At 40.1% G+C, this 12,644-nt stretch carries 17 protein-coding genes; 7 read left to right on the forward strand and 10 right to left on the reverse strand.

What is annotated here, in order from left to right; genetic code table 11:
• Both K8L98_RS16225 and K8L98_RS16230 read left to right on the forward strand, forming a co-directional pair.
• The gene (locus tag K8L98_RS16225) at positions 1 to 252 is read left to right on the forward strand and encodes a sigma-G-dependent sporulation-specific acid-soluble spore protein CsgA (protein ID WP_223436190.1); all 252 of its coding nucleotides are present in this window, start codon (positions 1 to 3) and stop codon (positions 250 to 252) included.
• Between the two features lie 11 nt (positions 253 to 263).
• Positions 264 to 416, forward strand: coding sequence for a hypothetical protein (locus K8L98_RS16230; protein WP_223436194.1), 153 nt, complete (start codon positions 264 to 266; stop codon positions 414 to 416).
• A 22-nt stretch (positions 417 to 438) separates the two neighbouring features.
• Here the strand turns inward: K8L98_RS16230 and K8L98_RS16235 are convergent, their stop codons facing one another.
• Positions 439 to 738, reverse strand: a complete 300-nt coding sequence (locus K8L98_RS16235; RefSeq protein WP_223443520.1) for a phage holin family protein — start codon at positions 736 to 738, stop codon at positions 439 to 441.
• A gap of 48 nt (positions 739 to 786) precedes the next feature.
• A complete protein-coding gene (locus K8L98_RS16240) occupies positions 787 to 1,236 on the reverse strand; it encodes a YppG family protein (protein WP_223436195.1) in 450 nt (149 codons plus the stop codon).
• A gap of 182 nt (positions 1,237 to 1,418) precedes the next feature.
• Between K8L98_RS16240 and yppF the strand changes: the two genes are divergently transcribed.
• Positions 1,419 to 1,610, forward strand: a complete 192-nt coding sequence (gene yppF / locus K8L98_RS16245) for a YppF family protein (RefSeq protein ID WP_223436197.1) — start codon at positions 1,419 to 1,421, stop codon at positions 1,608 to 1,610.
• A 121-nt stretch (positions 1,611 to 1,731) separates the two neighbouring features.
• On the forward strand, positions 1,732 to 1,908 hold the full coding sequence (locus K8L98_RS16250) for a hypothetical protein (RefSeq protein WP_223436199.1): 177 nt from the start codon (positions 1,732 to 1,734) through the stop codon (positions 1,906 to 1,908).
• Between the two features lie 68 nt (positions 1,909 to 1,976).
• On the opposite strand, the gene K8L98_RS16255 is transcribed toward K8L98_RS16250, so the two are convergent.
• Both K8L98_RS16255 and K8L98_RS16260 read right to left on the reverse strand, forming a co-directional pair.
• Positions 1,977 to 2,342, reverse strand: coding sequence for a DUF1798 family protein (locus tag K8L98_RS16255; protein WP_223436202.1), 366 nt, complete (start codon positions 2,340 to 2,342; stop codon positions 1,977 to 1,979).
• A 67-nt stretch (positions 2,343 to 2,409) separates the two neighbouring features.
• Positions 2,410 to 2,658 carry a hypothetical protein gene (locus tag K8L98_RS16260; RefSeq protein ID WP_223436204.1) on the reverse strand — a complete coding sequence of 83 codons (249 nt, stop codon included), beginning with the start codon at positions 2,656 to 2,658 and terminating at the stop codon, positions 2,410 to 2,412.
• 194 nt (positions 2,659 to 2,852) lie between these two features.
• Between K8L98_RS16260 and K8L98_RS16265 the strand changes: the two genes are divergently transcribed.
• Entirely contained in the window at positions 2,853 to 2,954 is a 102-nt protein-coding gene (locus K8L98_RS16265) for a spore protein (RefSeq protein ID WP_223436206.1), read from the forward strand.
• 163 nt (positions 2,955 to 3,117) lie between these two features.
• On the opposite strand, the gene K8L98_RS16270 is transcribed toward K8L98_RS16265, so the two are convergent.
• Positions 3,118 to 4,125 (reverse strand): DUF2515 family protein, encoded by a 1,008-nt coding sequence (locus K8L98_RS16270; protein WP_223436208.1) that lies wholly within the window; start codon positions 4,123 to 4,125, stop codon positions 3,118 to 3,120.
• A 147-nt stretch (positions 4,126 to 4,272) separates the two neighbouring features.
• Here K8L98_RS16270 and recU point away from each other — a divergent pair, with 147 nt between their 5' ends.
• Together recU and K8L98_RS16280 are read left to right on the forward strand one after the other, a co-directional pair.
• Complete coding sequence (recU, locus tag K8L98_RS16275; protein ID WP_275976766.1) at positions 4,273 to 4,866, forward strand: Holliday junction resolvase RecU; 594 nt, start codon at positions 4,273 to 4,275, stop codon at positions 4,864 to 4,866.
• Positions 4,867 to 4,912: 46 nt separating this feature from the next.
• Positions 4,913 to 7,612 (forward strand): penicillin-binding protein 1A, encoded by a 2,700-nt coding sequence (locus K8L98_RS16280; protein ID WP_223436211.1) that lies wholly within the window; start codon positions 4,913 to 4,915, stop codon positions 7,610 to 7,612.
• A 183-nt stretch (positions 7,613 to 7,795) separates the two neighbouring features.
• On the opposite strand, the gene K8L98_RS16285 is transcribed toward K8L98_RS16280, so the two are convergent.
• The 5 genes from K8L98_RS16285 to K8L98_RS16305 form a co-directional block, all read right to left on the reverse strand.
• Positions 7,796 to 8,326, reverse strand: a complete 531-nt coding sequence (locus tag K8L98_RS16285; RefSeq protein ID WP_223436213.1) for a YpoC family protein — start codon at positions 8,324 to 8,326, stop codon at positions 7,796 to 7,798.
• A complete protein-coding gene (gene nth / locus K8L98_RS16290; protein WP_223436215.1) occupies positions 8,310 to 8,981 on the reverse strand; it encodes an endonuclease III in 672 nt (223 codons plus the stop codon). The genes K8L98_RS16285 and nth overlap by 17 nt, the downstream gene beginning before the upstream one ends.
• Positions 8,982 to 9,023: 42 nt before the next feature.
• Complete coding sequence (locus K8L98_RS16295) at positions 9,024 to 9,728, reverse strand: DnaD domain-containing protein (protein WP_223436217.1); 705 nt, start codon at positions 9,726 to 9,728, stop codon at positions 9,024 to 9,026.
• Between the two features lie 316 nt (positions 9,729 to 10,044).
• On the reverse strand, positions 10,045 to 11,337 hold the full coding sequence (asnS, locus tag K8L98_RS16300; protein ID WP_223436218.1) for an asparagine--tRNA ligase: 1,293 nt from the start codon (positions 11,335 to 11,337) through the stop codon (positions 10,045 to 10,047).
• A gap of 116 nt (positions 11,338 to 11,453) precedes the next feature.
• Entirely contained in the window at positions 11,454 to 12,641 is a 1,188-nt protein-coding gene (locus K8L98_RS16305; protein ID WP_223436220.1) for a pyridoxal phosphate-dependent aminotransferase, read from the reverse strand.
• Positions 12,642 to 12,644 lie beyond the last annotated feature (3 nt).

Here is a 12,644-nt window from a genome sequence, read left to right on the forward strand (position 1 = left end):
ATGGATAAATCATTAAGCTATTTGCGCGAGGTCCTGTCTAATTATCTGGAAGATCATGAAGTAAGCAGACATTTATATCAAAAGCTGTCTCAAAAAGTCTATGATGACGAAAAACATTTTGCCCGAGATTTATCTGAAAAAGAACAATCGTTTTTAAATAAGATGCTGCCTCATGAAATCAAGCACGCAATGGGTGAACAGGATTATGTGCGTGTTGATCAGCTAAATGAAGTTTATGAAGAACTGCTGTAGAGGTGTTTAAAATGAAGAATGGGACTGGTTTTTCAAATACAAAGCAATACAGCAATACTGATATTGAAAAAGTGAAACAGCTGAATGCCCAGTCAGGCCTGTCTTATCAGGATGCAAAACGGGTTCTGGCTCTTAAATATGCATCAGATCACAAAGAACCATAACAAAAAAAACGCGTGCTGACTTTCACGCGTTTTTGTTTTGTTCATCATTATTTCTTTCGACCAGTGATTGTTTATATGCCTGATGAGTTGTAATCGCTGCACCTGCTGCAATAAATCCATTTGCAATGCTGCTTACGGAAAAACCAAGTGTAAAAATGCTTGCGATGATGCCCGCGCCCAGCAAAATCCAGATAATCATCCAATCTTGAACTTTAGGAGTCCTTTTTAAGGCACTTCCTAAAATCATCAAAGCTGGTACAACAATAACTAGTTGAGGATGAACGCTGATTTGATCAAACACGTTTGAAAGTGCGCCTATCACCAATTTGAACACCTCTTTTCAATTCTTCCTTCATGCATATAATCCTTTTTATACCTTAAACATTGATGTAACACCTTTTACGAGGGAACTCATCTGGTTCACAGCACCCATCATCTGCCCCGCAGTGTCCATCACCTTATTGAAGTCCATTTGTCCGTCCGGTTTTTTAAATTGGGACATGACAGTTGAGATTCCTCCTGCCTGGTTTTTAGGATTTGGCATAGGCTTCGGATAAGGATTGGCATACATGGCGTGCGGGATAGTTTGCGGCTGCTGCGCTGGAAATCCTTGAGCTTGATAGCCATTCATATAAGGCGGCATTTGACCTTGCTGAAAGTATCCTGGATTTTGCTGCATTTGTTGATAATTATGTTGAACCTGAGGTAAATATGTCGGGTTTTCAAATGGCGGATATCCTTCGTATGGATAGTAATAGCTAATTCTCTCTTCTTTTTTCCTTCTGCGGTTTTTAAATGAATTTGCTCCGGCTGAATACATGATTCATACCCCTTTCAGATACATTAGGCTATTTCATAGGTATGCAGAAAAAAGAGCAGCCGTGCTTGTCCTTCAAAACGAAAAAATATGTCAACTCTTGTCGGAAGTTTAAATTTTACAAAAAATTAAGAAAAATAAATGACATGGTAGGATATTAAAAAGGGAATGGGAGGAGATACAAGATGAATTTGCAAAGCATAAAAACAGCATTTTTTGAAGCGAAGCATTTTGAACCAAAAAGCATGAGCGAACTCCTGAATTTTATTAAAACTATGTACATCAATGGGGAATTATCCATCAGCGAGTACCGAACTGCCGTCATGCTGCTTGAAACGTCTGAAACATCGAATCCCGGACATGAAGTAAAAATATAGCCATTATTTTCTTAAACAGAGAGGCGATTCCTACTCTGTTTTTTCTTTTAAAATACATAATCCTGCTGAATGAAACCATATTATGAAGGACTCTTAAATTAAATACTTGGAGGTTTTCAATATGGGAAGAGGCAAAGATTTTAATCATAAGAAAAAAGGGCATGAATTAACGATTTCAAAAAAAGGACAGCCCGTCGCTGCAAAACATTCTAAAGATGTCGAATATGCAATTGAACCTGCTGCAAGTAAAGGAGAACGTGCTGTCACCTTTCAGGAAGCTCGTGAAATTGATGAATAGATCGTGCAGGCCGGCTCAAGTTTAGCCGGTTTATTGCTTTTTAATAACACAAAAAAGCTCCTCTTTAATTAGGAGCTCTTCATCTGAATGTGTGCAATTACTTGCTCAATCACATAGTCTACGGACTGTTTCATGTTTTTGAATCGAATTGGTTTTGACTCTTTATAAAAAGATTGCAGCACAAGCTGTTCGAAATTTTCTACTGTAGAGTCAATTTGAGCTGGAAATAAATATTTTGGTCTTGCCGTGATCCTCCATGTCAAGACATCTTCTTTCCACTCATTCATGATAGCCATCGCCTCTTCAAACGCAGGCTTTACTTCATTAAAGAAATCAACCTCATCCTTCTTTTTTGCATCATTTTCAAATCGGCTGACACATTCGCCTGTTATATGAAGGAGCTTATTTGAGTTTTTCAGAATTTTGGTATTCATGCTCTGACACCGCCTCTATGAGGTATCTTACCAAACATGAACACGAAATTCCATCATCTGCTGTGCATTAGTAACTTAATCGATATCTCGGCTGAACTCTGGAGTTCGTGTCCTCCCTTGTCCCATCATCATTAATGAACTGGCTTGCTTCGGTTAAATGCAAAACAGCGCCTTCCATGTTCTTATATAGCTCTTCTTCACTCTGGCATATCGTTTCTGTTACTCTTTTTTGTATGGCAAGTTCTAATTTCGTCATCTCTTCATCTAATTCCATCAATAACTTTTCAACAACCATCTTAGGTATGAGGTGCTCCACGCTGACTCCTCCTTTCAATCTACAGGTACTATTCGAGAAGCTTTACCTTCCACCCTTCATGGGTGACAAAACTAGTTCGTATTCGGCAAAGAAAGAAGAAAATACTGGATAAAGGTTAATTTTCGACATCCTCTAATGCGACATTCTGCATGAAATCAATCTGCGTGCAAACAATATTGATAGGAGGTGGCATCATGGCAAAAGAAACGAAAAAGAAACAGCAAAAACAATCTCAGGCACCATCAAAAAATGACCTGGATAAAAAGCTTGGAGGGCCGAACCGCCCTTCGACATAGAAAAGCGGAATCGCCCGTTTAGCTCAGGCATGACTGATAAGGATAAGCCAGTAAAGGCGCTATTTGCCTTTGCTGGCTTATCCGTTCTCGCCGAAGAGTTGGGCGATGGAGCTGGACAATACGAAAAGCGGAAACTTGCTTAAGAAAAGAAAGCAAGGATCGATTAATCCTTGCTTCTTTTTCCTTTATTGTGAATGTATTCATTTAACAATGAAAATGCATGCATCTGATTTTGCTTTTTTATAAGCCACTCGGTCATTTCAAATTCTTTTGGTGACGGCTGAGGTCTGTACCATTTATTCATTGGCTGGCCATGAAACCAATTTCTTTCTTTTACGTCTAATTGGTGGGAGATCACCGGAAAGGATGTTCTTAAATAGGGTGTTTCTCTTTTTCTTCCACCTTTTAAGTATTTTTCATAATCATATCTCGACCCTGTATGGACTGTCCGTTCTGAAAAGTCCATAAACTCCTGATAATAATCCGGGTGAAAAAGCAGCCACGATAAAGACCTTCCGAGTTTGATGCGGCTTTTCAGTTTTTTAAAATCATTAACGGAAAAACCGAATAATCTGCCTTCTATAGTAGGGAAAACGACTGTGCTAAAATGAAAGAGTTCCTGAAATAAAAAAAGAGGTGTATGAAAGACCTTTCTCTTAAAAATAGCCTTTTCAATAATCGGCTTCTGAATTAAATGCTGTTCGTTAATAATCAGCGAGGTCATTAAGTGTCCTATGTTTTTTTTTCTCCAAAAAATCTGCCATTCTCTTTTCATAAACGGCGAAACATGGAATTCATCTAGCAAGTGAAAAAGAGGATGCCCTTTTTGTTTTGAAATCTCATACAGCATGAGCTGGGGATATGCATCGGAGAAAATGAGCCAGTTAGCATCCTCATAAGTCAGAAACAATGCTTTTATCATTTTTTTATTTATCATTTTTTGAAACCAAGTGCCTTTTAAATCCGTCATACAGTAGCCGGCATTTCGTGAAACCATGCTCGCTAGAAATGCCCATCTAATTTCAGGATTCCTTATATAATAGCTATGGTAGCTTTCGGTTCTCGAAATGTTGTCGTAATTTTTTTTTAATGTCGTATTCTTTATAAGTGCTATAATATTATTTTCTTCCATTGTTCTTTGATTCGACTGCAAATCTTTATCGCTGTGCATACGATCTCACCTCACTCCTTATAGACTCTCCTGATTGAGGCTGAAGTACACATATGCAGCGTTAACAAAATCGAAACTTTTTATCCATGTCTTTTTCTTTTTTTTTGATATGATAAGTAGTAGTTTTACCTGAGGAGGGAAGAAATGATTTTTCGTTATCCTAACGGAAAAACGTATAACCCGAGCACTGCTCCGCCTAAACAGCGCCAGCCGAAAGAAACATACAGCAACAGAGGGATGACGCTTGAGGAAGATTTGAATGAGACTAACAGTTATTATTTAGACAGAGGCATCGCTGTCATCCATAAAAAACCGACCCCTGTTCAAATAGTAAATGTTGATTTCCCTAAACGGAGTGCAGCTGTCATACGCGAAGCTTATTTCAAACAGTCATCTACAACGGACTACAACGGTGTTTATAAAGGAAAGTATATTGATTTTGAAGCTAAAGAAACTAGGAGCTCCACTTCCTTTCCGCTTCAAAACTTCCATGAACATCAGATCAGGCATATGAAAATGGTGCTTGATCAGGGGGGATTATCTTTTGTCATTCTCTCTGCCTTCCAAACATTTTATCTGATGGAAGCAGCCATCCTGCTTGAATTTTGGGAGAGAAAAGAAAACGGCGGAAGAAAATCAATCACAAAAAAAGAAATTGAATTAACATCCCACCCCATTCCGCTTGGCTATCAGCCCAGAATTGATTATATTAAGGTATTGGAAAAACTATATTTTCTCTGATCCTTTAGCAAAGCGGATTTTGTAAAATGAAAGGTTGGAAAAAGTAATGTCAGATCAATATAAAAGTCGTGAAGAACGCAGAAAAGCGTTAGCACAAACAAGTAAAAGTAATAGTAAAAGCAAAAACAAAAAACCGAATGAACGGGGCTCTCTCTTTAAACGCATCCTGTTCATATTAGTTTCCATTGGCCTGATCGGCCTGATCGCAGGCGGTGTTACTTTTGCAGTGATTGCTGCAGGGGCTCCGAAGCTTGATGAAAAAAAATTAAAGGATTCTTATTCTTCCACAATTTTTGATAAAGAAGGCAACGAAATTTCAGAAGTAGGCGCCCAAAAACGCACCTATATTTCTTATAATGATATTCCCAAAAAATTAGAAGAAGCTGTACTTGCGACAGAGGACGCCCGTTTTTACGAGCATAGCGGTGTAGATATCATCCGTCTCGGCGGAGCTGTAGTGGCCAACATTACACAGGGTTTCGGCTCACAGGGCGGGAGTACCATTACTCAGCAGGTTATTAAAAATTCCTTTTTCACACATGAGAAAACAATTACAAGAAAAATACAGGAACTATGGCTCGCTTTTCAATTAGAACAAAAATATTCAAAGCATGAGATTCTCGAAATGTATTTAAACAAAATCTATTACCACCCTCAATATTACGGTGTAGGGAAAGCTGCAGAAGGATTTTACGGAAAAGAATTAAAGGATCTTGAACTTCATGAAGCAGCGATGCTTGCTGGCATTCCGCAAAGCCCGACGAATTTTGATCCTAGAAAGAATCCTGAATCTGCAGAAAAAAGACGAAATATTGTTCTTAACTTAATGGTGAAGCAAGGATTCATTACAGACCAAGAAGCAGAAGATGCTAAGAAAGTGCCTGTGCAGTCAACGGTCGTTCCAGAGAAGGAAAAATCAAATCCATACAGCGCGTATGTGGAACAAGTTATTGAAGAAGTGAAAGATAAAACGGATATAGATGTAAGTTCAGCAGGTGCAAAAATCTATACAACGATTGATACAGATGCACAAAAATATGTGGAAGAATTGCTCAATGGCAGTGAGATCGCCTATCCGGATGAAAACTTCCAGGCCGGTGTTACCCTCATTGATACTGAAACCGGCGAAATTCGCGCAATCGGCGGAGGCCGGAACCAGAATGTCGGAGACTTTAACTATGCGATTGACACAAGAAGACAGCCAGGTTCAACTATTAAGCCTGTGCTTGATTATGGTCCTGCAATCGAATACTTAAAATGGTCAACGTACGAACAAATTAAAGACGAACCTTATACTTACTCAAATGGAGTCAAAATCAATAACTTTGACAGAAGCTTTAAAGGACAAATGTCCATACGTGATGCTCTTGCAGAGTCCCGTAATATTCCTGCTCTTAAAGCCATGCAGGAGGTCGGACTGGATAAAGCACGTGACTTTGCAGCAGGACTTGGCATCCCGCTTGAAGAGGAAATACCGGAAGCTTATTCGATAGGCGGTTTTGATACTGGTGTCTCCCCTCTTCATATGGCAGGAGCCTTTGCCGCATTCGGAAATAACGGAATTTACACAGAGCCGCACGCAGTAACAAAAGTTGTTTTAAGCGACGGCACAGAAATTGACCTGTCTCCTGAACCGGAAACCGCCATGAGCGATTATACAGCTTACATGACAACTGACATGATGATCTCTGTAGTAGAAGAAGGTACAGGTACAGCTGCCCGTGTACCAGGTGTTACTGTGGCAGGAAAAACAGGAACAACGAACTTCTCTGAAGAAGACAAACAAAAATACAACGTTCCTTCAGGAGGAGCGAAAGACAGCTGGTTTGTTGGATTTACACCAGAATATTCAGCAGCAGTATGGACTGGATATATGAAAAACGATGAAAAAATGCACTTGACGAAAACGGATCAGCAGCTTGCAAAAAAAATCTTTAAAGAAGTAATTTCAGAGGTTTCAAGCGGTGAAGGAAAAGACTTCAAAAAACCGAATTCCGTCGTTAAAGTAACGGTTGAAAATGGTTCTAACCCTCCGAAGTTAGCAAGCAAATATACTCCTGACAGCAAAAAAATCAGCGAGTACTTTGTAAAAGGAACAGAACCGACAAAGGTTTCAGAGCATTATAAACGTCTTGCGAAGCCATCTGGCTTCAATGTGAATTATGATCAAACAAGCAATCAAATTACACTCAGCTGGGACTATAGAGAAGACTTAAGAGATGCTGTATCATTTGAAATCAGCCAATCTGTCGACGATAGTCCTGCACAAGTAATCAATAAAACAAAAGATACAAGTATGGTTATCCCTAATGCTGTTCCAGGTTCGACTTATAAGTTCCAGGTAACAGCAGTAAGCGATGATGACAACTCGAACCGCAGTGATTCTGCTGCTGCTGTTTTACAGGTCCCTGAAGCTATCATTGAAGAGCCTGTTATACCAGAGGAGCCTGAGGAAGAACCAGGTGAAGGTGAAGGTGAACTGCCTCCTGGTGAGGAGCTTCCTGGTGAAGAATTGCCTGGTGAAGGTGAACTGCCTCCTGGCGAGGAACCTCCTGGCGACGGCGATGATGAGGGCGACGGCGATGGCGATGGACAGCCTGGTGAAGGTGAAAACCCTCAAGAACCAAGCACCCCGATCGTTCCAGTCCCTCCAACAAATCCTCCTGGCAACGGGAATGGGAATAATGGCAATGGCAACGGCGGAAATGGTGATGGTGATGGTGATCAAGGCGGCGACAATGGATAATAATTTAAACCCCTCTGCTTAGGCAGAGGGGTTTTTTGTTTGGTGTGTATTTACAATTTTCTGTGGAGAAAAGATGATTGGTTATCGTATTTTTTTTGAAATTTAAAAATATCCCTAATTTGTTGATCACATTCCCCTTCAAAAATAATAAAAACGCAAGAATCAAATGCTGATTCTTGCGTTTTATTTTTCCCGGCTTCTCATGGCTCTATTTTTATAATACTGCTTAATCATTTCTTCAATAAGCTGATTGAGCTGAACGAAAGAATGATACTGTTCAGGTTTTAATAGGACATACATCAGTCTTTCAGATGCATTTATTGGCTTCACCGAAAAAGCTGTGAAATCATCAGATTTAATATCAAGATCATGAATGGGGCATTCATTGCTCCAATAAATCAGGCAGATCAGGATTGAGATCCCCTTGATCATCTTGGCTTTATCGGCTTTTTTTACATTTGAACGGATTCTGCTTTTGATTGTCTCCTGAATTGAATGCCATTCATCTATTAGGACGGGAATACTTAATTCAGGATTTTTCCATGGATAAAAATCAATGGGCACATTTGCTTTAAAACAGATATCAAAATAAAAAGGATTGCTTTTAATGATTTCTTCCACCGCAGACGAAGAATTTAAAGGAATTGCGTGTTCATCCCTGCAAAAAAACGGCTCATACATAAAGGCTTCTGGCAAATCAATCAATCGCAGCATTCCGAACCGTTCCTTTTTTCATTCTTTTTTGCCCTTCACGGCACATATGAAGCAGCGGGCATTCCGTACATTTTGGAGCCTGTGCTTTACAGTGGTACCTTCCAAAAAAGATGAGGCGATGATGAGTAAGCGACCATTCTTCTTGCGGCACTTTCCGCATAAGTGTCTTTTCTACTTCCAGCACGGAATCTTTCCATTTGCATATAGCAAGTCTCTTGCTGACTCTTTCTACATGCGTATCAACCGCAATAGCAGGAACTCCAAATGCAACTGAAACAACCACATTGGCTGTTTTGCGGCCTACACCGGGAAGCTTCGTCAGCTCGTCTCTGTCTTTCGGCACCACTCCCCTATATTCTTCCAAAAGGAGGGTGCAGAGTTTTTGTATATTTTTAGCTTTATTGCGGTATAATCCAATGGATCTGATATCATTTTGAAGTTCTTCAATGGATACAGATAAATAATCCTCAGGCGTTTTGTATTTTTCAAAAAGCTTTTTCGTCACTTTATTGACCAGGACATCTGTACACTGTGCAGATAGTGCCACCGCGATGACAAGTTCAAAAGGATTGCTATGATTCAGTTCACAATGTGCATCAGGAAACAGCTCCCCCATTGTATCAAGAGCTTCTCTGATTTGATTCTTATTCAGCATGCGATCACCTTTTAATTATTGTTTAAATTCATTCCTTGAAATTTAACTTTCCAGCCAATTATAAAACGGCACTTTTCGTTTATACTCTTCATCCGATTGATTTTGCTTCTGAGGCTGGGATTGATGCTGCCGGAATCGTTTGCCGTAATTTCTTGCCTGATCGATTGTCCGAATCCCATTTTTCTTCCACTCAAAAAGAATTCTGTCAATATACCTGAAGTTAAGTTTACCGGAAATGACCGCTTCTTTTAAAGCTGCTTTGATGATAATCGGATCATGATAATCCTGATCCATCCAGATCGAAAGTGTCTCAACTTCAAACGGTGAAAGAGGCCTTCCGAATTCACTTTCAAATACAGGGTACAAATTAAAGTTTTCCTGCTGCTGTATTTCTTCTGTTTTTTTCTCATCTTTCATTAACATAAATTCATATATTTTTCCCCAAAGAGGCTTCAGAGAATACCGTTCGTATTTGATGGAAGCTTGCTCATACTCCTCGATGTCTAAAAGTCCTCTTTGCAGCAAACTTCTGAGAAGGGATGTACATGAAGATACAGATATGGACATATGACTTGATAATTCGCTGGGGGTAGGAAATTGATTTCCATTTTGAAGATGGAGATTTACTTGAAGAAGCAAAACGAGCTCCTCTTCTTTTATTCCAAATTGATGATAATGCATAATTAATGCTGCAGGAACAGATAAAGACCCCTGCTCTTGCATGTTTACAAATTGTTCCTTATTCATAACGAGCCACCTCACCTAAAATAGTATAACATGTCTCGGCAGAAAAACGGTGATGGACTTTCATTCCAATTTAGAAAAGCGGAATTGCCCGTTTAGCCCCGACAGGCAGATAAGGATCCGGCAGAAAAGGCGCATTTTTCCTTTACTTGGCGGATCTGTTCTGACCGAGGGGCTGGGCGATATAGCTAGGGCTACATGAAAAGCGGAGCCGATTGTTCAGCCCACTTAAGTGTATAAAAATAAGGCAATTCAAATACATCAACTCGAGCCTATAAATAAAATGTGAGCCTCCCATCAAGGAGACTCACATTTATTATTACGGATATAATCTGTTAAGCAAACGAGGGAACGGAATGGATTCGCGGACGTGTTCTACACCGCTGATCCATGCAACTGTGCGCTCAAGGCCAAGACCGAATCCTGAATGCGGAACAGATCCAAATTCACGCAGCTGCAGGTACCACTGATAAGCGTCTTGTGATAGATCGTGCTCGTCGATGCGCTGCTTTAATAGTTCATGATCATGAATACGCTGTGATCCGCCGATGATCTCGCCGTAGCCTTCTGGTGCGATTAAGTCCGCGCAAAGGACGACATCATCACGATCAGGAGCAGGCTGCATATAGAAAGGCTTAATACCTGTAGGGTAATGAGTAATGAATACTGGCTTGTCAAAGCTTTCTGCGATAGCTGTTTCGTGCGGTGCGCCAAAATCTTCGCCCCATTTAATGTCATCAAATCCTTTTTCATTTAAGAATTTGATTGCATCGTCATATGAAATTCGAGGGAATGGCGCTTTTATCTGTTCAAGTTTAGCTGTATCACGTCCAAGGGTTGTCAGTTCAAGCTTGCAGTTTTCAAGAACGCTTTGCACGATATAAGACACATAGTTCTCTTGTACAACCAGGTTGTCTTCGAATTCATAGAAGGCCATCTCAGGCTCGATCATCCAAAATTCGATCAAGTGGCGTCTTGTTTTTGATTTTTCAGCGCGGAATGTCGGTCCGAATGAAAAGACCTTTCCAAGTGCCATTGCTGCTGCTTCCATGTATAGCTGACCGCTTTGAGATAGATAAGCATCTTCATCGAAATATTTCGTTGCAAAAAGCTCTGATGTTCCTTCTGGTGCGCTGCCTGTTAAGATAGGAGGATCTACTTTTGAGAAACCTTCTTTATTGAAGAACTCATAAGTTGCACGGATGATTTCATTTCTGATTTTCATTACAGCATGCTGACGCTTGGAGCGCAGCCATAAATGGCGGTGGTCCATTAAAAATTCAGTGCCGTGTTCTTTTGGAGTAATTGGATAGTTCACGGACTCGTGAATCACTTCAATGCCCGTTACCCCAAGTTCGTATCCGAACGGTGAACGCTCGTCCACTCTGACAACACCTGTTACATAAATAGAAGACTCCTGAGTAATAGATTTTGCTGTCTGGAATACTTCTTCATCTACTTCTGCTTTTACGACTACGCCCTGAATGAAGCCCGTGCCGTCGCGCAATTGTAAAAAGGCAATTTTGCCGCTTGAACGTTTATTCGCAATCCAGGCGCCAATTGTGACTTCTTTATCTACAAATTTGCTTACTTCTTTAATTGTTGTTTTCACTTAATTGTTCCCTCCAAAAACCGGATCATAAATATATGTATATAGTTGCTATTATACATTTGTTGCATGCTTCGTTCAAACATAAGTGTGAGCCGTCAAATGACGGCTCATCTTTATCAATGAACACTGTTTTCTTTTACAAATCGATCAATTCTGACTAAAGCCTCTTCTAGTGTATGTAGAGAAGTTGCATATGAAAGCCTTACATTTTCAGGTGCTCCAAATCCGGATCCAGGGACAATCGCCACTTTTTCCTTTTCAAGCAATGCTTCTACAAAGTCATCTACATTTGCAAAGCCGGTAATTTCTGCCGCTTGCTTGGCATTAGGGAAAAGATAAAAAGCTCCCTGAGGCTTTAAGCATGTAATTCCAGGAATCGAAACAAGCTTGTCATAAATAATGTTCAGGCGTTCTTCAAATGCTTTTCTCATCTCTTCTACCGGTTCCTGTGAACCTGCATATGCAGCAATTGATGCATATTGAGCAATTGAAGTCGGATTCGATGTGCTGTGGCTTGCAAGATTTGTCATTGCTTTAATGATTTGCTCATTTCCGGCGGCGTATCCAATTCTCCAGCCAGTCATCGAATGCGATTTTGAAACACCGTTAATGATGATTGTCTGCTGTTTTAATTCCTCAGAAATCTCGGCAATGGATACATGAGTGTTTTCGCCATAAATTAATTTTTCATAAATTTCATCTGAAACAATCAGCACATTTTGCTGAAGGCAGATTTTTCCCAGCTCTTCAAGCTCTTCTTTTGAATAAAGCATTCCTGTTGGATTGCTTGGAGAGTTAATGATGACTGCCTTCGTTTTATCTGTGATTGCTGCTTTAAGCTGATCCGGAGTCATTTTAAACTGATTCTCTTCGAGCGCATTAACATATTCAGGCACACCATCTGCAAGCTTGACTTGTTCAGGATAGCTTACCCAATAAGGAGCAGGAATGATCACTTCATCCCCTTTATTGAGAAGAACTTGAAAAAGAGTGTAAAGAGCATGCTTTGCACCTGTGCAGACGATAATTTCACCCGGTTTATAAGCAAGATTTTGATCCTGCTGAAACTTCCCGATAATTTCTTTTTTCAGCTCTGCAAGTCCGCCTGCAGGTGTATATTTTGTTTGTCCCGCATTCATTGAATGAACAGCCGCATCAATAATATGCTGCGGTGTATTAAAATCAGGTTCTCCAGCTCCTAGTCCAATCACATCATGACCGGCTTCTTTAAGCTCTTTTGCTTTTGCTGTAATCGCTAAAGTGGATGAAGGTGTTAATGCAGATACTCTATCGGCTAATTTCATGGA

It is taken from the genome of Metabacillus dongyingensis, assembly GCF_019933155.2.
GTDB classification, from domain to species: Bacteria; Bacillota; Bacilli; order Bacillales; family Bacillaceae; genus Bacillus_P; species Bacillus_P dongyingensis.

Bases quoted from the DNA above. Each gene is read 5' to 3' on its own strand.
- K8L98_RS16225 (WP_223436190.1), top strand. From the start codon at position 1: ATGGATAAATCATTAAGCTATTTGCGCGAGGTCCTGTCTAATTATCTG.
- yppF (WP_223436197.1), top strand. From the start codon at position 1,419: ATGAATTTGCAAAGCATAAAAACAGCATTTTTTGAAGCGAAGCATTTT.
- K8L98_RS16305 (WP_223436220.1), bottom strand. From the start codon at position 12,641: ATGAAATTAGCCGATAGAGTATCTGCATTAACACCTTCATCCACTTTA.
- K8L98_RS16285 (WP_223436213.1), bottom strand. From the start codon at position 8,326: ATGCTGCGATTGATTGATTTGCCAGAAGCCTTTATGTATGAGCCGTTT.
- K8L98_RS16280 (WP_223436211.1), top strand. From the start codon at position 4,913: ATGTCAGATCAATATAAAAGTCGTGAAGAACGCAGAAAAGCGTTAGCA.
- K8L98_RS16270 (WP_223436208.1), bottom strand. From the start codon at position 4,125: ATGCACAGCGATAAAGATTTGCAGTCGAATCAAAGAACAATGGAAGAA.
- K8L98_RS16250 (WP_223436199.1), top strand. From the start codon at position 1,732: ATGGGAAGAGGCAAAGATTTTAATCATAAGAAAAAAGGGCATGAATTA.
- nth (WP_223436215.1), bottom strand. From the start codon at position 8,981: ATGCTGAATAAGAATCAAATCAGAGAAGCTCTTGATACAATGGGGGAG.
- K8L98_RS16240 (WP_223436195.1), bottom strand. From the start codon at position 1,236: ATGTATTCAGCCGGAGCAAATTCATTTAAAAACCGCAGAAGGAAAAAA.
- K8L98_RS16255 (WP_223436202.1), bottom strand. From the start codon at position 2,342: ATGAATACCAAAATTCTGAAAAACTCAAATAAGCTCCTTCATATAACA.
- K8L98_RS16230 (WP_223436194.1), top strand. From the start codon at position 264: ATGAAGAATGGGACTGGTTTTTCAAATACAAAGCAATACAGCAATACT.
- K8L98_RS16265 (WP_223436206.1), top strand. From the start codon at position 2,853: ATGGCAAAAGAAACGAAAAAGAAACAGCAAAAACAATCTCAGGCACCA.
- K8L98_RS16295 (WP_223436217.1), bottom strand. From the start codon at position 9,728: ATGAATAAGGAACAATTTGTAAACATGCAAGAGCAGGGGTCTTTATCT.